This window comes from Kribbella sp. NPDC058693, from assembly GCF_042715335.1.
GTDB classification, from domain to species: Bacteria; Actinomycetota; Actinomycetes; order Propionibacteriales; family Kribbellaceae; genus Kribbella; species Kribbella jiaozuonensis.
Map to the genome: position 1 here is coordinate 1,281,770 of NZ_JBHXSQ010000001.1, position 18,462 is coordinate 1,300,231.

The window sequence follows — 18,462 nt, forward strand, 5'->3', positions numbered from 1 at the left end:
GAAACAACCCGCCTGATGGTTCAGCGCAATTCGAAGCCGCGGACTTTGAGGGCCTCGCGCAGGTGCTCACGGCCCTTGAGCCCGGCGACTGTCCCGAACCGGCTGGCCACGCGGGCGACCCAGCTCGTCGGCAGGCCGGCGTTCGCGTAGAACGTGTTCAGCGCCTCCTCATAGGCGCGCACATGGGCTTCCTGCGGTTCGAGCTCGTACGTCTCGTGATGAAGGACGGCCTCCTGCGGGAGACGAGGTTTGACCGCGGCCTCGTCGAGCTGGTCCGGATAGCCCACGGTCAGGCCGAAGACCGGGAAGACGTTCGGCGGCAGCCGCAACTCCGCGGCGACGTCGAGCGGACGGTTACGGATCGCGCCGACGAACACCGTGCCGAGCCCGAGCGACTCGGCTGCCAGCGCAGCGTTCTGCGCGGCGAGTGCGACGTCGACGAACGCGAGCAGCGCCGCCTCGACGAAGTCCGCGGCCTCTGCCGTTGCCGATCCGATCTCGGTGGTGATGTGTCGCGCCCTGGCCAGATCGGCCAGCCACACCAGGAACAACGGCGCTTGCGCGATGAACTCCTGCTCCCCCGCCAGCTCCGCCAACCGGGTACGACGTACCTCGTCCTGGACCGCGACCACGCTCCACAGCTGCAGGTTCCCGGACGTCGGGGCGGACTGTGCGGCCGCGATCAACGCCGCCAACGTGTCAGCGGGCACCGGATCCGGCCGGTAGGACCGCACGGATCGATGCGCGAGCTGCTGCGCGATGACGTCGTTCCACACCGCCGGAGGCGCGAACGCCGTACTCGATCCGTAGCGCAGCCGGTAGGAACTCTCCGCAGTCGTCACACCTGAAAGATTACTTTTCGACTGGACATTCGGGTCCCGGTCTCACCGGTCAAGACGGTCGCTGTCTTGACCATGGGTGATCACAGGTAGGGGCTTTTTGGCAGATTTGATCAGATTCCTCTTGCCCGGAGTGTGCCGCTCGGGGTGAGATATCCAGATGACGCAGACGCGGGCCGCGGGCGCGGTGGACGGGCAGGGGTTCTCGTACCGTCCGTTCATCTGGCTGGCGGTTGCGACGTTCTCGATGGGGATCGACGGGTACGTGCTGGCCGGTCTGCTTCCGCAGATCGCCGGCGACCTGAGCGTCACCGCGGCTGCGGCCGGGCAGTTGATGTCGGTGTTCGCGTTCACCGCCGCGCTCGCCGGTCCCGTCCTCGGCACGCTGACGTCACGCTGGGAACGCCGTACGACGATCGCGCTCGCGCTGGCCGTGTTCGTGCTCGGCAACCTGATCGTCGGGATCGCGACGAACTACCCGATCGCGCTCGGCGGCCGGGTGATCGCGGCGCTCGGCGGCTGCCTGCTGAACGCGGCCGTCACCGGGTACGTGATCGCGCTGACGCCGCCCGAGCACCACGGCAAGGCGCTGTCGTTCGTCCTGGGCGGCTGGATGACCGCGACCGCTCTCGGTGTACCGATCGGCCTGGTGATCGGGCAGTCGAGCTGGCGGTTGCCGATGATCATGGTCGCGGTGGTCGGCACGATCGCGCTGGTCGGCATCCTGCTCCGGCTCCCCCAGCTGCACCTGCCCGGCGGGACGCTCGTCGATCGACTGCGGCCGCTCAAGCAGCCGCGTCTTCTCGCCGGGTTGCTGGTCACGACGGGCATTCTGTGCAGCAGCTACACCTGCTTCACGTACGCGACGCTGATCCTCGGTCCGCATTTCCATGCGCACTGGGCGATCATCCTGATCATGTTCGGGTACGGCGTCTCGAGCATGGCCGGCAATGCGATCACCGGCCGACTCGTCGATCGGTTCAGCGCTATCCGGGTCCTGACAGTGGTGTTGATCGGCCTGCTGCTGAACTCGATTCTCGGGATGGTGGCGCTGATGTTTGCGCCGGCCGTCGTGGCTGCGGTGTGGGGATTGGTCTGGTTCTTCTCTGCGGGTGTGGGGAATGGTGGCGGGGCTGTTCCGCAGCAGGCGCGGTTGGCGACGATGGCGCCGGAGTCGGCGACGATCGTGATCGCGTTGAACGGGAGCGCGATCTCGCTCGGGTCGGCACTCGGCAGCGCGCTCGGTGGTGTCGCGTTGACGGCCGGATCATCGCCGGATGGTCTGCTCGGGGTCGCCGGGGTCATTCTCGCGATCACGGTCACTCTGCACCTGCTGGTCACCCGCGCCAGCCGCCGCGCCGCCGCGGCCTAGCTCCCCGCCGCGGCTCAGCTCTACCCGCGGCCTAGCTCCAGCCGTGGCGGCCTGCTTGGAGGCCGGCCTGGAAGCGGCTGGTGGCGCCGAGCTGTTCCTGTACCTGTGCGATCCGCCGCCGCAACGTCCGCCCACTCACCCCGAGCTGACGCGCGATCGCCTCGTCCTTCATCCCACTCGCCAGCAGGTTGATCAGAGTCGTGTTCGGATCCGCATTCTCCGACAACCGCAACGGCGTCGCCTGATTCCACAACTGATCGAACAACACCTGCAGCGCACTCGTCAGCGCCGAGTCGGACACAACAACCGCCCGCGCCTGCCCCGGCGTCGACGGCCCACCCGCCAACGGGAGGATCGCCGTCGTCCCATCAACGATCAGCAGCTTCACAGGCACCTGCGGCAACACCCGCGACTGCTCCCCGCGCTCGCCCATCGACCGCAACCGCTCAACCCACCCCGGATGATCGAGCACCTCGGCCGCATAGATCGACCGGAACCGCACCCCACGATCGAGCAACGCCAACTCCGCGCCCGACACCTGCGCGCTCCCATCAGCGACGTACGGCGGGGTGTCCGTGCCGACCGCCTGCTGCGTCGCACCGCGCAGCATGTCGTCGATCCGCGCCTCGATCGCGTCCCGGCCGACCGCAATCTCGATCAGCCGGCTCGGCTCGGCCTGCAACTGGCCGGCGCTGAACTCGCGGGCGAGCTGATCGGTCATCGCCGCGACCCCGTCCAGCGCGGCCCGTCTTTCGCGGACGAGCATCCCCAGCCCGGACCGCGGGTCGACCGGAGCCGGCGCGCTCTCCGAACCACTCCGCACCAATCCGGCCGCAACGAGCCGCTCAACCGCCTCCGCGATATCCGGCAACTCGAGAATCTCCCCGAGCTGCTCCACCGGCATCCCCGGATCCCGGAGCAGCTGGCGATAGACCTGAGCGTCGATTCCTGACAACCCAACTGCTTCCCAATCAGCCACCTGCTGAGCGTAGTTGGCCGGGATCGGCGTTTGGCCGGAATGGGCGACCTGATCGCGAGATCAGGGCTTAGCGTGTCCCAGGAAACGTCGCCTGTCCGAGGAGTGAACTGTGCGTCTGCATGCTGGCCGCAAGACAATCGCGTTGATCGGCGCCGTGGTCACCGCGCTTCTGGTCGGCTCCGGAGCCGACGTCGCGACCGCCGATCCGACCGAGCCTGCCTTCGCTCCGCAGTCGATCGTCTGGCCGACCCAGACCGACGGCTACGTGCTCGGCGGCGTCGCCTGCGGTACGGCGACCTGTCCGGCCGAGGTACTTGCTACCCACAACGGCGGCAAGACCTGGACCGCCGCCGGCCGCACGCACAACGGGCTGGCGAAGAGCGGCGAGCCGGGTCTGACCAGCCTGCAGTTCGCCAACGCGAAGTTCGGCTGGGCGTACGACCCGTACCTCGAGGCCACCAAGGACGGCGGCAAGACGTGGACGCAGGTCCCGTTGCCCGGCGGCGAGGCCAAGGTCCTCAACCTGCTCGCTGCCCCCGACGGCACCTACCTCGTAACCTCCGGCTGCGAGATCGGCACCGGCATCTGCGACGACCGCCCGCTGAAGGTCTGGCGCGCACCCGCCGGCAAGTCCACCGGCTGGAAGCAGCTCGCCATCCCGGTCGCGGCCGACGATCACGTAGCGATGGACGCCGAAGGGTCGACCGTCTACTTCCTGACCGCACCGTTCGTCGGCCCGGGCCGGCTGTCCACGATCCGCAACGGCACAGTCCGGCCGACGAGCACGGTCACCTGTGCCGACGCCGAGGACGCGACCATCACCGACCTCGCGACCAACGGCCCGGGGCGCGTCTACGCGCTCTGCATGGCGAACTTCGGCCGCGGCCACTCCGACAAGACCCTCCTCGTCTCCGGCGACGGCGGCAAGACCTTCCGGTACGACGCGATTCCCGGCGGACTCGGTCTGGCCGGCCAACTGTCGGTCGGACCGGACGGCGCGGTCATGCTCAGCACGCTCACCGCGAGCCTCGTGTACAACCGGCCGACGCTGTCGAAGTCGTGGCGCATCGACCAGGAATGGCTCGAGAACAGCGAGCACATCCACGACCTGGTCCAGCAGTCCGGTACGACGGCGTGGGTCGTCGAGCGCGATGCGGCGTACACCCAGAACACGCAGCTCTGGGTGAGCCATGACGCCGGCGCGAGCTGGCAGCAGACCACTCTCGTCGCGGCGTGACGCCGATCCCATCCAGGAGTAGAACAGTGATCTCATTGCGCCGGTTGGCGGTCCCGCTCGCCCTCGTCCTCGTCGCTGGCTCGACGACGGCGGCGGCCGCGGATACCCAAGAGTCGCCGAAGGTGGTCGCGAGCTGCGACCAGAACGTCAAGCCGGGCGAGTACACCTGCTTCGCGCAGCGCCGTGCCGACCTGGGCTTCCGCGCCAAGGCGCTGACCGACACGCCGGCCGGGTACGGTCCGGCCGACCTGCAGTCGGCGTACAAGTTGCCCTCGGCAACGGCGGGCCAAGGGCAACGGGTCTACATCGTCGACGCGTACGACGACCCGACCGCCGAGGCCGACCTCGCGGTATACCGCAAGCAGTTCGGGCTGCCGGCGTGCACGACCGCGAACGGCTGCTTCCAGAAGCTGAACCAGGACGGCCTGCCGAGTCCCCTGCCCGCGCCGTCGCGGTCGTGGTCCGGCGAGATCTCGCTCGACCTCGACATGGTGTCGGCGATCTGCCCGAACTGCGGCATCACGCTGATCGAGTCCGACTCCCCGAGCGATGACCTGCTGAAGGCCGTCAAGACCGCCAACGACCTGGGCGCGAAGTTCGTCTCGCTGAGCTGGGGCGGACCGGAGTCGTCCGACCTGGCCGAGCTCGACAAGCTGTACTTCAACCCGCGCGGTGTCGTGTACGCGGCGTCCACCGGCGACTACGACTACGACGCCGGTGTCTCCTACCCCGCCAGCTCGGCGGCCACCACCGCGATCGGCGGTACGACGCTGACCAAGGACGAGTCGACCCGCGGCTGGACCGAGACGGTCTGGAACAACGGACCGGGTCAAGGCACCGGATCGGGCTGCTCGAGCCTGATCGCCAAGCCGAGCTGGCAGTCGGTGATCCCGGCAACGACCTGCTCGAAGCGCGCGATCGCGGACGTCTCGGCGATCGCCGACCCGGCCACTGGTGTCGCGGTATACCAAACCACCGGAGGCTCCGGCTGGGCCGTGTACGGCGGAACCAGCGCCGCCGCCCCGGTCATCGCCGCGACCTACGCACTTGCCGGTGACCCCGCTCCGGACTCCCGTCCGGCCGGATACCCCTACGGGGCCACCGGCAACCTCAACGATGTTGTCGAAGGCAACAACGGCTCGTGTACGCCGGCTGCGCTGTGCACCGCGCAGCCGGGCTGGGACGGCCCCACCGGCCTCGGTACGCCGATCGGCACCCGCGCGCTGACCTCGCCGACCAAGGCCAACCGGATCACGGTCTCCGCACCGACGCAGCAATTCAACGCGGCCGGCGATGTCGTCGTACTGCGGGCACGCGCGACCGACACGGGCCACGGCCTCGTGCGGTTCTCGGCAACCGGTCTGCCCGCCGGCCTCCGGATCGATGCGCTGAGCGGGATCATCTACGGACGGCCGACCACACCCGGAACCTACTCCGCGACGGTGACAGCAACCGATTCCACCAAGGCGCGCGGCAACACCGTGATCAGCTGGGTGGTGAGCACCCGGAAGAACGCCGTGGTCAACGGCGACTTCGAATCCGGGAACGGCGGCTGGACCGAGACGCCGGACCTGATCCGTGCCGACGGTCAGTACAGCCACAACGGGCTCGGGTACGCCTGGCTCGGCGGGACCGGTACGACGCACACCGACTCGCTCAGCCAGCGGGTGAGCGTCCCGTCGTTCGGGCATCCGACTCTGCGATTCGCGCTGCGGGTCGCCGGTGGCGATGACGTGCTGCAGCTGACCGTCGACGATCACGCGGTGAAGACGTTCAGCCGCAGTACGCCGTCGTACGTGACGCAGTCGGTCGACCTCACGCCGTACCGGGGCCGGACGGTCACGCTGGACTGGACCAGCACGGAGAACGAAGGGGCCCCGACGACGTTCCTGCTGGACGACGTCTCGGTGAACTAGCATTCGGTCATGGCCGAAAAGCTGAGGATTGTGCTGGCGGCGACGCCGTCGTTCCGGGACATGGTGTTCGGGGCGGCGAGCGTCGCGCGGCTGGAGGCGCTCGGGGACGTCGTCGTACTCGATGACCCTGGTGACGCGACCGTGTTGACGGCGGCGCTGCCCGGGGCCGACGTACTGATCACGTCGTGGGGCGCGACGCCGTTGACCGCTGAGGTGCTGGATCATGCGGATCGGTTGCGGTTGATCGCGCACAGTGCGTCGTCGGTGAAGCACTTCGTCACCGACGAGGTGTTCCGGCGTGGACTGCGGATCACGCAGGCCGGGCAGGCCATGGCGGAGCCGGTGGCCGAGGTGTCGCTCGCGTTCACCTTGAGCCTGCTGCACCGGATCCATCGCTTCGACCACCAGATGCACGACGGCGCGTGGCGGGACGACGCGCCTCCGCAGCACGGGCTCACGTCATCGCAGATCGGGGTGGTCGGGGCATCGCGGACCGGCGTCGAGTACATCCGGATGCTGGTAGCGCTAGGCGCTGAGGTCGTCGTCTACGACCCCTATCTGACCGACGATCGCGCGGCCCAGCTCGGCGTACAACGGACCACGCTGGACGACCTGCTCCGCACCAGCCGGGTTGTCGCCCTGCACGCGCCGACGCTGCCCGAGACGCATCACATGATCGGCGCCCGCGAGCTCGCGCTCATGCCCGACGGATCGTCGCTCGTCAACACGGCTCGCTCCTGGTTGATCGACTCGGCCGCGCTCCTCGACGAGCTCCAGACCGGCCGCATCGACGCAGCGCTGGATGTTTTCGACGAGGAGCCGCTACCGGCCGACAGCCTGTACCGGAGCCTCGCGAACGTCCTGCTGACGCCGCACCAGGCTGCGGCGACCGTCGAGTGCTATCTCGAGATGGGCGAGATCACGGCCGCCGAGATCGAGCGATACACAGCCGGCGAGCCGCTCAAGTACGAGCTCACCGAGGCCGCCCTCGCTCGCATGGGCTAACAAACAGTGGCTGATGCCGTCCGCACGGCCTGACGGTGCAGCGCGTCCAGGTGGTGGCGGATCTCGCCGGTCGCGGTGGACACGACGAGCGAGATGTCGCAGCGGAGGCCGGTCTGGCGGAGGTGGTCGACGCGGACCAGCTCGGCCAGCAGCTGCGTGGTCAGCGCGTCGAGCTTCTCGCGGATGACGTTGAGATCCGGGCCGCTGGTCGGAGCCTTGTCCGGATGCGCCGCCCAGTACGCCAGCAGACCGCGCTGGACGACCTTGCTCGCATCGATCTGCGCCTGGAAGAACGCCGCGGTGGAGTCCGGGTCGATGCCCAGCTGAACGGCTGACTGCCGGACCGAGTCGAGGATCTGCTGCTCGCGGACCGGGTCGTCGACCGGCTTCCCGCTGAAGTACTTCGACGCCGCCACGTCGTCACCGATCACGATCCGCTGGATCATCAACTCGGTCAGCCCGTCGAACGTCGCCGCCCGGTTCGCAACAGCTTCATGCACGGCCGGGGCAGCATTCGCCGCCGGTGCCGCCAGAACGAACCCGCCCACCGCGCTCGCGGCCACGACCCCGGTGATCAGCTTTCGCAGCACTTTCTTCCCTCTCTCTCCAGGCAACAGTCCAGGACGGCTGGCGACTGTACGCCGGACCGGGTGCACGTCTGTTCACTTTCAAAAATCTCGAACCCATCCGGCCTGCGAGCGGCTCCGAAGTACCGGTGTCAGCAACAACCTCGTCAGGAAAGAGTCACCTCATGTCCAAGCAACTCACCCGCGCCGGCCTCGCCCTCAGCGCGCTGGCCCTCGCCGTGACCGCGTCCGCCTGCGGTGGTTCGAACGACAACAGCAGCTCCAGCGCTCCGGCAAGCTCGTCCAGCGCTCCGTCCGCGAGTGCCACCACCCCGGCCATGAGCGACGCCGCGAGCGACCTGGTCGGCCCGGGCTGCGCCGGCTACGCGAAGGCCAACCCGAGCGGCGCCGGCTCGATCGACGGTATGGCGGCCGCCCCGGTAGCCACCGCTGCCTCGGGCAACCCGCTGCTGACGACCCTGGTCGCGGCCGTTTCCGGCAAGCTGAACCCGAAGGTCGACCTGGTCTCGACGCTCAACGGCGGCGAGTTCACCGTCTTCGCGCCGGTCGACACGGCCTTCGCGAAGATCCCGACCGCCACCGTCAACACGCTGAAGACGAACGACGCGCTGCTGACCAAGATCCTCACGTACCACGTGGTCGCCGGCCAGCTCGACCCGTCCGCGGTGGTCGGCACGCACGCGACCGTCGAGAAGCAGGACGTCACGGTCTCCGGCTCGGGCAACAGCCTGAAGGTGAACGGCGCGAACGTGATCTGCGGCGGCGTCCGGACCGCGAACGCTACCGTGTACCTCATCGACTCCGTGCTGATGCCCCCGGCAAGCTGACCCGTGACCGAACCCACCGCGCTTCCCTGGCCCGTCGGATCGCCCAACCGATCCGACGGAGACCTCCTGGCGCTGACCGCGACCGGTGACACGGCCGCGTTCAGCGCGCTCTACGACCGGGTCGCCCCCTGGGTGTTCGGCCTGGTACGCCGGATCCTGCGTAACCCGGCCCAGTCGGAGGAAGTCACGCAGGAGGTGATGATCGACGTCTGGCGAACGGCCACCAGGTACGACGCCGATCGTGGTTCGGCGCACTCGTGGATCCTCACCATCGCGCACCGCCGGGCAGTCGACCGGGTGCGCTCCGAGCAGGCCTCGGCGGACCGGACCGACCTGGCCGGCGCCCGGTCCGTCGAGGTCGACTTCGACCAGGTCGCGGATACGGTCAGCACGCGGCTCGAGGCAGAGCAGGTACGCCGCTGCCTCGGGTCGCTGACCGAGCTGCAACGTGAGTCGATCGAACTGGCGTACTACAACGGATACACCTACCCGGAGGTCGCCCATCAACTCGGGGCGAAACTCCCGACCATCAAGGCGAGGATGCGCGACGGCCTGATCCGTCTGCGCGACTGCCTAGGATCTGCAAAGGGGGAACGGCCATGACAGAACCGGACGTGCACACCTTGGCCGGCCCTTATGTCCTCGACGCACTGCCCGAGGACGAACGAGCGCATTTCGAGGCCCACCTCGCCGTCTGCACGTTCTGCACGGCAGAGGTCGCCGAACTCCGCACAGCCGCGGTCAAGCTCGCCACCCAGGTCTCGACCCCGCCGCCACCCAGCCTGAAGGCGAACGTGATGGCCGCCATCGAGGACGTCCGCCAACTGCCCCCGCAGGTCCCCGTCGTCAGCTCGACGTCGAAGGTCCAGCGCTTCACCCGACGCTCGGTGCTCGCCCTGGCCGCAGCGGCACTCGCGGTGGCTGCCGCCGGCGGTGTCGCGATCGACCAGTACCAGGACCGCACCGCCGCGGAGAGCGCGAACCAGCAGATGGCCGCAGTACTGGCCCAGCCCGACGCACGCACCGTCCACGGCACCGTCGAAGGCGGCGGCCAAGCCACGGTCGTCCTCTCCACCAAAGCCGACAAGTCGGTCGTCGTACTGCGCGATCTGCCCAAACTGCCCAAGGACCGAACCTGGCAGCTGTGGATGATGGACCCGTCGAACAAGGCCACCTCGATCGGCCTCGCCAGCGGCGACATCACCCAGGTCATCAACGGCTCCACCACCGGAATGGCAACGTTCGGCCTGACCGTCGAACCTGATGGCGGCTCCCGCACCCCTACCTTGCCGGCCGCCGCCCTGGTCCCGCTGGCCTAGTACTCTCCGGGCATGACGGAGGCTGCTGAGGCGCGGGTCCGGGAGAGCTTCGACCGACAAGGGCTGATGGAGCATCTCGGGGCGCGGATCTCGTACGTCGGGGCGGGCGAGGTGCGGATCGAGCTGCCGAGCCGGCCCGAGGTCACGCAGCAGCACGGATACTTCCACGCCGGCGCGACCAGCTCGATCGCGGACAGCGCCGGTGGATATGCGGCGTTCACGCTGTTCCCCGAGGGCACGACGGTGCTCACGGTCGAGTTCAAGATCAACCTGCTCGCCCCGGCCGAAGGCGAGCGGCTCGAGGCCGTGGGCACGGTGATCAAGCCCGGCCGGACGCTGACGATCTGCAAACTGGAGGTCTTCGCGGTCGCGGGTGCCCGCCGGACGCTGGTCGCGGTCGGTCAGCAGACGGTGATCCAGGTCGAGGCCCGGCCCGAGCGCTGAAAACTTGTTCTCATCGCAGCGATGAGTTCGGCCCTCGGCGCTGGTCTGTATTGGTGTGAAGCAATCTTCTGCACGAATGACAGGTCAACAACGATGGGTTCTAGGACTGACCTCCCTGGGGTCGGTCATGGTCGCGTTGGACACCCTCGTGGTCGCTGCGGCTCTGACCACGATCCGGAGTGACCTCGGCGCCTCGGCCGAGCAGCTCGAGTGGACGGTCAACGCCTATGGATTGAGTTTCGCGATGCTTCTGATGACGGCCGCCGCGATCGGCGACCGTCTGGGCCGGCGACGTACCTACGCGGCCGGACTGGCGCTCTTCACCGCCGCGTCCGTCGCCTGCGCGCTGGCCACATCCCTCCCGTTCCTGATCGCGGCCAGGGCCGTGCAGGGCGTCGGTGCGGCGATGGTGATGCCGTTGGCGATGGGCCTGCTCGGCGCGGCGTTCCCGCCGGAGCGACGCGGTCAGGCGATCGGCGTGTTCAGCGGCGTGACCGGTATCGCCGTCCTCGGCGGACCGCTGATCGGCGGCGCGGTGACCGAAGGGCTGTCCTGGCAATGGATCTTCTGGATCAACGTGCCGATCGGCGTGGTCGCCATCGCCTTGGTACTGGCGAAGATCCCGGAGAGCACCGGGCCCGCGCGGCGGTTGGATCTGATCGGCGCGGTGCTGATCAGCCTCGCCGTACTCGGGCTGGTCTGGGGCACGGTGCGTGGCGAGTCGGCGGGCTGGACGAGTGCCGAAGTACTCACGGCGTTCGCGGTCGGGGTCGTGATGCTCGTCGCGTTCGGGCTATGGGAGCGGCGTACCGATCACGCGATGATTCCGCTCGCGTTCTTCCGGAACCGGACGTTCACCGCGGCGAACTCGGCCGGCTTCTTCCTCACCGCTGCGCTGATCAGCGCAGTCTTCTTCCTCTCGCAGTACATGCAGGCCGAGCTCGGATCGGCGCCGTTCAAGGCGGGACTGCAACTGCTCCCCTGGACGGCCACGCTCTTCATCGTCGGGCCGATCGCGGGCCGGCTGGTCGATCGCGTCGGTGAACGTCCGCTGGTCGTGATCGGTATGACGCTGCAGACGATCGGCATGCTCTGGCTCAGCCGAGGCGCCGATCAGTACTACGAACTCGTCGCGCCGCTCGTGATCTGCGGCTGCGGGATCTCGCTGGCGATGCCGGCGGCGCAGAGCGCGGCGATGTCGGCGCTGCCGCGGGACGCCGTCGGTATCGCGTCCGGTATCTACAGCATGAACCGTCAGCTCGGCGGCGCGGCCGGGGTCGCCGTACTCGGATCGGTGTTCACCGCGGCCGGTGGTTACACGGGTGACGGATTCGCCCGGGCACTCGCCGGTGGCGGCGTACTGTCGTTGCTCGGGGCACTCTCGGGCTTCGCGGTCGCAGCGCGGCGTCGTCGTACCGATGACCGGGCCGGCGAGTTGGTGGTGGAAGGAGTCTGATGAACCTCGAGGAGGAGTTCGCACAGCACCGGGGCGAGCTGGTGGCGCACTGCTACCGGATGCTCGGCTCGCTGCACGACGCCGAGGACGCGGTCCAGGAGACGTACCTGCGCGCCTGGCGGGGTCATGCGGACTTCGAGCACCGTTCGACGATCCGCACCTGGTTGTACCGGATCGCCACCAACGTGTGCCTGAACCTCCTGCAACACAGCAGCCGCCGGGTCGTCCCGTCGGCGCTGGGTGCCCCGGGCAACGACCCGGAGGACCTGCACGCCCAAGCGCTCGAGGTGCCGTGGCTGGAGCCGTTCCCGGATCAGTTACTGGGGGCGGATCCGGCCACGGTGGTCGGCGACCGGCAGAGCTTGCGGCTGGCAATGGTTGCCGCCATGCAACATCTTCCGCCCCGGCAACGCGCCGTACTGATCCTGCGTGAAGTACTCACCTGGCCGGCAGCCGATGTCGCTTCGTTGCTCGACACAACGACCGCGGCCGTGAACAGCTCGCTGCAGCGGGCGCGTGCCGAGCTCGCCCGGCTGAGGCCGCGCGAGGACGAGCTGCGCGAACCACACGAGCCGCTGCGGCGGGCGCTGCTCGACCAGTTCCAGGCGGCGATGGAGAGCAAGGATCTCGTCGTACTGGAAGGTCTGTTCACCGAGGACGCGCGGTGGGAGATGCCGCCGATCCCGACCTGGTTCAGCGGGCGGGGCGACGTACTGCGGCTGCTCGACTCGAAGCTGCGGCCCGGGGCGGACCGGCGCGCGCTGGTCGAGACCTCGGCGAACGGCCAGCCGGCCTTCGCGCTCTACATCCACGGCTCGGACGGCCAGTACCACGCGCACTCGGTCAAGGTGCTCACGCTGACTTCTGCGGGCATCTCGGCGGTGCTCGCCTTCCACCAACCTGCTTTGTTCCCAGCCTTCGGGCTGCCTTTGATCCACAGGAGCTGATTTCGATGTCATTGGCAACTACTCTGCGAGAGCTGCATGTTCCCGGTAGTCCGCTCGTCGTACCGAACGCCTGGGACGCGGCGTCGGCGCGGGTGGTCGAGGCGGCCGGTTTCGGCGCGGTCGCCACCAGCAGCAACGCTACGGCCGCGATCCTCGGGTACGACGACGGCGAGAACGTGCCGGTCGACGACGTACTCGCTGCTGCGAGCCACATCGCTCGCTCGGTGTCCGTGCCGGTCACGGTCGACTTCGAGCGCGGATACCGGCTGGCACCGGCCGAACTGGTCGAACGTTTCCTCGCCACCGGCGCGGTCGGGCTCAACCTCGAGGACTCCGATCCCGCTACCGGAGAGATGGTTGACCCGTCCGAGCAGGCCGACTTCCTCGCCGCGGTTCGGGCCGCGGCCGGGGACGAGCTCGTCATCAACGCCCGCATCGATGCCTTCATCCGCAAGGCCGGTTCGGCGGAGGAACAGTTACAGACCGCGCTCGATCGCGGGGACCGGTACCTCGCGGCGGGCGCCGACTGCGTGTACCCGATCGGGGTCGGTGAGCTCGATCTGATTGCAACGTTGACGACACAGATCGACGGTCCGGTGAACGTTGCGTACGGACAGGGCGCGCACTCGATCGCCGACTACACAGCGCGAGGGGTGGCCCGGATCAGCTTCGGCCCGATGTTCCAGCGACACCTGTACGGCGTGTTCGCGGGCGCTGTGCTGCCGGCGCTGCAAGCGGACCGGAATCCGTTTGCCGGGTGATCACCCCTTGTGTGGGATCCCTCCGATCGGGTAATAACGGCCTTGCTAGTACAAGGCAACCATCGACAGAACGGGGAAAGACGATGGGCATGTTCGACAACATGAAGGACAAGGCCGCCGATCTCGTCAACGAGCACGGCGACAAGGTCGGCGAGGGCCTCGACAAGGCCGGTGACTTCGCCGACGAGAAGACCGGCGGCAAGTACGGCGACAAGATCGATCAGGGCACCGATTTCGCCAAGGACCAGCTGGACAACCTCGACGGCGAGAACGACGACATCCCGGACAACCAGTCCTGACATCCCGTGCCGTTCGAGGGGGGTCAGCCCCCTCGAACGGCAGGCGTCAGCGCCAGATGACGGCTTCGATCTCCCGGCGTTGCTCGGAGAGTAGGCCGTTGTCAGAGGCTTTGCCGAGCAGTTCGCGCAGGTCGGTCTCGAAGGCCGGCAGTTGCGAGCCGAGCAGATGCGGTGTCGAGCTGGACAGTGAGAAGACCGCCGCGACGACGTCGTCCACCGTGCGCTCCTCGACTTCGTTGCCACCGACGACTACCCGCGTCGGCCCGCGATACCCGGCGGCCTGCATGACCACTTCTTCACCTGGCCGCGTTCCCGTCGGCAGCACGCTCTGGCCGGCACGTCGTACCGGACCGAGGTAACGCGTCACCAGCGCGTCGATCGCATCCCACGGCGGCCGCGGGTGCGGCAGCTCGTGCTCTCCTTCGATACCGCGATGCGTCGTCGCGCCCACGTGGACCCAGGCGCCGTCGGGTTCGAGCATCCCGCGGACCCGATCGGCGACGAGTTCCTGATCCATCCAGTGGAACGACTGCGCGAACGACACCACCTGGAACTTGCCGAGCTCCCCCGGCAGCTCCTCTGCCCGCATCCGTTGCCACGTCACATTGCTCATTTTCTGCTCAGCGGCCCGCGACGCAGCCACCTCGACCATCTCACCGTCCGCATCCACCCCGACGACTTCCGCGAAGTACGGCGCCAGCAGCAACGTCAACGAACCGGGGCCGCAGCCGACGTCCAGCAACCGCCCGCGACCGTCCAGCCCCAACTCGTCCCGGATCGCCTCCCCCAACGCCACCGGGTAAGCCATCCGCCCCACCGCGTAGTGCCGAGCACTCCCGGCATACAAGCTCGCATCCCACTGCCAGTCCCAGTCGCTGTCCACCGAGCGAGGCTACCGCTCTGCTGGCGGCAGCGCCGATCAGTGCCATCGGCATCGGCTTCACCAGTTCGTCGTACGTCGGCGGGCCGGACGGCGAACGCAAGGTAGTCGATCGCTTGACTGAACGCGCCGGTATCCCGGTCGTCGCACCCTGCGCTGGATCGTGCACCACACCTCCGCGAACGCAAACGCGGTGTTCATCGGAGGGAACGGGTTCCGCGCTGTCGGTGTAATCGCCGCTCTGGAAGAGGATCTGCGTGTTCCGGTCGTGACGGCGAACTCCGCCCTGCTCTGGGGTTTGCTCCAGGCTGCCCGTAGCGCGGCCCGCCCGTCCATGTACGGCCGGCTGTTCGGGATGCGGTAAGGAACGGCACTCAGCGAACGCTCAGCTGGTAGGCAGAATCGCCGAAAGGGGTGCATTTAAAGGGATCTGCGTCGTAGGCTGCTGGTCCAAGGGGATGGTGGGGCGCTGCAGGGGGTACTGCATGATGCTGGATTTTGGCCTGCGCTCGGGGATGGGAAAGTGACTTCGCTGCGGCGGATCCTGATCTGGATATCGGGAGCCTCCGCAGGGTTAGGGGCTGCACTCGCGGCGACGATTCCGTTCGAGAACGCGGAGTTGGTCGACCTCTCGCGTCGTGGTGGTACGCCGGGGGCGCATCACGTCGCCGTCGATCTCGCCGATCCGGAGTCGTGGCCGGTCGTGGAGAACGACTTCCAGCAGCGGATCGAGACGAGCGATCCGGACCTGGTGGTGTTCATCCACAACGCCGGCACGTTGACGCCGCTCGGATCGGCCGATCGCGTCGACACCGCGGAGTACACGCGGAACGTCCTGCTGAACTCGGCTTCCGCTCAGGTGCTCGGGCACTCGTTCCTGCGCGCGGTGGCCGGCCGGGAGTGCGAGCAGCACCTGATCATGATCTCGTCGGGCGCGGCGATCCGGCCGCACGAAGGCGAGGCGAGCTACTGCGCCGGCAAGGCAGGGATCGACCAGTGGGTGCGTACGGTCGGGCTGGAGCAGCGGCGCCGAAGTCCCGGCTGCCGGGTGCTCTCCGTGTCACCCGGCGCGCTCGACACCGATATGCAGGCCGAGCTCCGGGCCTGCAGTCCGGACGAAGTCCCGGAGTCGACGCGCTTCCGCGAAATGGAGGCGCTCGGAAGGCTTTCGAAACCCGAGAACGTTGCCCGCATCATCTGGTCGCTGCTCGACCGGGATCTGGAGACGGGCAGCGTCCTACACGTTCACGACGTCACGTGAAAGGTCTGCGGGACACCAGCGCTGAGCGATACCTGCTCGCGCTGGTCCCCATGCCGAATCACCACAGTGGTGTCCCGATCCGCTGTCAGTACGGCGTTTGCAGCGGACGGTGACCACTCCAGATCGACCGCGATACCACCACGAGCGCGCAGGCCGGTGATCGCGCCCTCGGACCATTCGGCCGGGAGTGCGGGGAAGATCTCGAGCTCGCCGGTGTGACTCTGCAGCAGCATCTCGGCGATCCCGGCGGTGGCGCCGAAGTTGCCGTCGATCTGGAACGGCGGGTGCGCGCAGAACAGGTTCGGGTACAGGCCGGAACCGTCGCCGACGTAGTCCGTACCGGAATCGCCTGCAGGCGTGAGCAGTTCACGGACAAGACGGTGCGCGGCCGCGCCGTCACGCAGCCTGGCCCAGAGCGAGATCCGCCACGCGAGCGACCATCCGGTGCTCTTGTCGCCGCGCAGTTCGAGCGCGCGGGCAGCGGCCCGCGCGAGTTCCGGCGTAGCGTCCGGGGTGACCTGGTCGCCGGGGTGGAGGCCGATCAGGTGGGAGGTGTGGCGGTGGTGCGGCTCGGCCTCGGGCAGGTCGTCGAGCCACTCCTGTAGTTGCCCTCGGCCACCAATTTGCGGATCGGGGATGCGCTTGCGGGCCGCGGTCAGGTCGTCGACGAGCGGGTCGGTCAGGTCGAGCTCGTTCGCCGTCTGTGCGCAGCGCTCGAACAGGTCGGCGATCAGCGACAGGTCCATCGTCGAGGAGATCGTGACCGAGGCGGGACTGCCGTCCGCCGCGATGAACTCGTTCTCCGGCGAGGTGGACGGCGCGGTGCCGAGGGTGCCGCCCGGGAGTTCGATGAGCCAGTCGAGGCAGAATTCGGCGGCACCCCGCAGTACCGGCCAGGCCTCGCGGAGGTAGTCGCGGTCGCCGGTGAACGCGAAGTGGTCCCAGAGGTGGCGGCACATCCAGACGCCGGCCATCGGCCAGTTCGACCACTTCGGGTTGCCGTCGACGGGCGCGGTCCAGCACCACGCGTCGGCGTTGTGGTGCGCGGCCCAGCCCCTGGCGCCGTACAGGTCCTCGGCGGTACGGCGTCCTGCTTGCGCGAGGTCTTTGACGTAGGTGAGCAGCGGCTCGTGACACTCGGACAGGGAGGTGGTCTCGGCCGGCCAGTAGTTCATCTCGGTGTTGATGTTGACCGTGTAGTTGCTGCTCCACGGCGGCTGGAGGTGCTCGTTCCAGATCCCTTGCAGGTTGGTCGGGAGACCGCCGGGGCGGGAGCTGGAGATCATCAGATAGCGGCCGAAGTTGTAGATGAGCGCGGCGAGGCCGGGATCATCGGACGCTTCAGCCAGCCGACGGTCGGTGGTCAGCTCCGCGGTCGACGGCAAGGTAAGAACCGAACGCCGGAACAGCCCCTGGTAGTCGTCAACGTGCTGCTCCCGCAGCACCTCCGCCGGGGTGGCGAGGGCGGTGCGCACGTTGGCGTCGGCTGCCTCGCGGCACTCCTCCCCCGTCCGGGTCGGCGCGGTGTGCGGGCCTTCGTAGCCGGTGGCGGTCGATAGCACGAGTAGCAGTTGCGTCGAGTTGCTGACGGTCAGCGCTTCGGGCGTCGGTGTGACTGATCCGTCGGTCTGGGCGCGGAGGACGACGGCGGCGTTCATGCCGCGGTCGTCGCCGTCGGAGTACTCGATTGTCAGGCCGGCGCGGCCGTGCGGCGGCGGGACCGACGACGGGCAGGTGGCGAGCAGCGCGAGACCGTTGTCGCCGACCGTCTCCGTGGCTGCACGCAGTTGCGAGGTGAGGCTGATCGTCACGTCGAGTGGCTGCGAAGCACCCAGACGTAGGATCAATGCCTGCGCCGGCGCGCTGACAAAGACCTCCTGCCACACCTCGACACCGGCGACTTCGTACTCAGATCGTGCAACAGCCGTGTCCAGATCAAGCCGACGCCGGTACTTCGAAACCTCGCCCTCAACCCGGAAATCGAGCAACAGATCCCCGAGCGGCAGATACGCCTGCGAGTGCCCGCTGTGGAACCCATGAGCGAGCTCCTCCGCCGTACGTACGTCGCCCGACGCGAGCGCAGCCCGGATCCGATCCACCGCGGCAGCGCCGACCTCACCCACCGGCGTGGCCAGCCGGCGGGTGGTCTCGGGGCTGCCCGACCAGAGCGTCTCGTCGTTCAGCGCGATCCGGTCCTGGCCAGGCCCGCCGAACGACATCGCACCGATCCGGCCGTTGCCGAGCGGCAGCGCCTCCAGCCAGTTCGCCGCCGGGGCGTCGTACGTCAGCTCGGTGGCGGCCGCAGTCATCCGATCTCTCATGCGGAGATCCTC

The 18,462-nt window shown here is 68.3% G+C and carries 19 protein-coding genes; 14 read left to right on the forward strand and 5 right to left on the reverse strand.

Going from position 1 to position 18,462, the window contains the following annotated elements:
* Nucleotides 1–20 precede the first annotated feature (20 nt).
* Nucleotides 21–842 carry a nitroreductase family protein gene (locus ACFWUU_RS06025; RefSeq protein WP_202877587.1) on the reverse strand — a complete coding sequence of 274 codons (822 nt, stop codon included), beginning with the start codon at nt 840–842 and terminating at the stop codon, nt 21–23.
* 157 nt (nt 843–999) lie between these two features.
* Here ACFWUU_RS06025 and ACFWUU_RS06030 point away from each other — a divergent pair, with 157 nt between their 5' ends.
* Nucleotides 1,000–2,211 carry an MFS transporter gene (locus ACFWUU_RS06030; RefSeq protein WP_380173123.1) on the forward strand — a complete coding sequence of 404 codons (1,212 nt, stop codon included), beginning with the start codon at nt 1,000–1,002 and terminating at the stop codon, nt 2,209–2,211.
* A gap of 31 nt (nt 2,212–2,242) precedes the next feature.
* On the opposite strand, the gene ACFWUU_RS06035 is transcribed toward ACFWUU_RS06030, so the two are convergent.
* Nucleotides 2,243–3,190 carry a transcriptional regulator TrmB gene (locus ACFWUU_RS06035; RefSeq protein ID WP_380173125.1) on the reverse strand — a complete coding sequence of 316 codons (948 nt, stop codon included), beginning with the start codon at nt 3,188–3,190 and terminating at the stop codon, nt 2,243–2,245.
* A 109-nt stretch (nt 3,191–3,299) separates the two neighbouring features.
* Between ACFWUU_RS06035 and ACFWUU_RS06040 the strand changes: the two genes are divergently transcribed.
* The 3 genes from ACFWUU_RS06040 to ACFWUU_RS06050 are packed head-to-tail and all read left to right on the forward strand — an operon-like array spanning nt 3,300 to nt 7,348.
* Nucleotides 3,300–4,427, forward strand: a complete 1,128-nt coding sequence (locus tag ACFWUU_RS06040) for a WD40/YVTN/BNR-like repeat-containing protein (RefSeq protein WP_380173126.1) — start codon at nt 3,300–3,302, stop codon at nt 4,425–4,427.
* 26 nt (nt 4,428–4,453) lie between these two features.
* Nucleotides 4,454–6,343 (forward strand): putative Ig domain-containing protein, encoded by a 1,890-nt coding sequence (locus tag ACFWUU_RS06045; RefSeq protein ID WP_380173128.1) that lies wholly within the window; start codon nt 4,454–4,456, stop codon nt 6,341–6,343.
* 9 nt (nt 6,344–6,352) lie between these two features.
* Nucleotides 6,353–7,348: a hydroxyacid dehydrogenase gene (locus tag ACFWUU_RS06050; protein ID WP_380173130.1), complete on the forward strand. Its 996-nt coding sequence runs from the start codon at nt 6,353–6,355 to the stop codon at nt 7,346–7,348.
* Here the strand turns inward: ACFWUU_RS06050 and aroQ are convergent.
* Nucleotides 7,345–7,938, reverse strand: a complete 594-nt coding sequence (aroQ, locus tag ACFWUU_RS06055; protein WP_380173132.1) for a gamma subclass chorismate mutase AroQ — start codon at nt 7,936–7,938, stop codon at nt 7,345–7,347. The genes ACFWUU_RS06050 and aroQ overlap by 4 nt on opposite strands.
* Nucleotides 7,939–8,099: 161 nt before the next feature.
* Here aroQ and ACFWUU_RS06060 point away from each other — a divergent pair, with 161 nt between their 5' ends.
* From ACFWUU_RS06060 to ACFWUU_RS06095, 8 genes are all read left to right on the forward strand, one after another.
* A complete protein-coding gene (locus tag ACFWUU_RS06060; protein ID WP_137253386.1) occupies nt 8,100–8,762 on the forward strand; it encodes a fasciclin domain-containing protein in 663 nt (220 codons plus the stop codon).
* A gap of 3 nt (nt 8,763–8,765) precedes the next feature.
* Nucleotides 8,766–9,365 carry an ECF RNA polymerase sigma factor SigK gene (sigK, locus tag ACFWUU_RS06065; protein ID WP_137253385.1) on the forward strand — a complete coding sequence of 200 codons (600 nt, stop codon included), beginning with the start codon at nt 8,766–8,768 and terminating at the stop codon, nt 9,363–9,365.
* The gene (locus ACFWUU_RS06070) at nt 9,362–10,081 is read left to right on the forward strand and encodes an anti-sigma factor domain-containing protein (protein ID WP_137253384.1); all 720 of its coding nucleotides are present in this window, start codon (nt 9,362–9,364) and stop codon (nt 10,079–10,081) included. The genes sigK and ACFWUU_RS06070 overlap by 4 nt, the downstream gene beginning before the upstream one ends.
* Nucleotides 10,082–10,093: 12 nt before the next feature.
* Nucleotides 10,094–10,525, forward strand: coding sequence for a PaaI family thioesterase (locus ACFWUU_RS06075; RefSeq protein ID WP_380173134.1), 432 nt, complete (start codon nt 10,094–10,096; stop codon nt 10,523–10,525).
* Between the two features lie 127 nt (nt 10,526–10,652).
* Entirely contained in the window at nt 10,653–11,981 is a 1,329-nt protein-coding gene (locus tag ACFWUU_RS06080; RefSeq protein WP_380173136.1) for a DHA2 family efflux MFS transporter permease subunit, read from the forward strand.
* Entirely contained in the window at nt 11,981–12,928 is a 948-nt protein-coding gene (locus ACFWUU_RS06085; RefSeq protein ID WP_380173138.1) for a sigma-70 family RNA polymerase sigma factor, read from the forward strand. Before ACFWUU_RS06080 ends, ACFWUU_RS06085 begins: the two co-directional genes overlap by 1 nt.
* 5 nt (nt 12,929–12,933) lie before the next feature.
* Nucleotides 12,934–13,689, forward strand: a complete 756-nt coding sequence (locus ACFWUU_RS06090; protein ID WP_380173140.1) for an isocitrate lyase/phosphoenolpyruvate mutase family protein — start codon at nt 12,934–12,936, stop codon at nt 13,687–13,689.
* An 83-nt stretch (nt 13,690–13,772) separates the two neighbouring features.
* Nucleotides 13,773–13,988: an antitoxin gene (locus tag ACFWUU_RS06095; protein ID WP_137253380.1), complete on the forward strand. Its 216-nt coding sequence runs from the start codon at nt 13,773–13,775 to the stop codon at nt 13,986–13,988.
* A gap of 46 nt (nt 13,989–14,034) precedes the next feature.
* Here the strand turns inward: ACFWUU_RS06095 and ACFWUU_RS06100 are convergent, their stop codons facing one another.
* Nucleotides 14,035–14,871, reverse strand: a complete 837-nt coding sequence (locus tag ACFWUU_RS06100) for a class I SAM-dependent methyltransferase (protein WP_380173142.1) — start codon at nt 14,869–14,871, stop codon at nt 14,035–14,037.
* 160 nt (nt 14,872–15,031) lie between these two features.
* Here ACFWUU_RS06100 and ACFWUU_RS06105 point away from each other — a divergent pair, with 160 nt between their 5' ends.
* Nucleotides 15,032–15,232, forward strand: coding sequence for a hypothetical protein (locus ACFWUU_RS06105; RefSeq protein ID WP_380173144.1), 201 nt, complete (start codon nt 15,032–15,034; stop codon nt 15,230–15,232).
* Nucleotides 15,233–15,391: 159 nt separating this feature from the next.
* Entirely contained in the window at nt 15,392–16,129 is a 738-nt protein-coding gene (locus ACFWUU_RS06110; RefSeq protein ID WP_380173146.1) for an SDR family NAD(P)-dependent oxidoreductase, read from the forward strand.
* Here the strand turns inward: ACFWUU_RS06110 and ACFWUU_RS06115 are convergent.
* Nucleotides 16,114–18,450 (reverse strand): glycoside hydrolase N-terminal domain-containing protein, encoded by a 2,337-nt coding sequence (locus ACFWUU_RS06115; RefSeq protein ID WP_380173148.1) that lies wholly within the window; start codon nt 18,448–18,450, stop codon nt 16,114–16,116. The two genes, ACFWUU_RS06110 and ACFWUU_RS06115, sit on opposite strands and share 16 nt — an antisense overlap.
* Nucleotides 18,451–18,462: the final 12 nt, after the last annotated feature.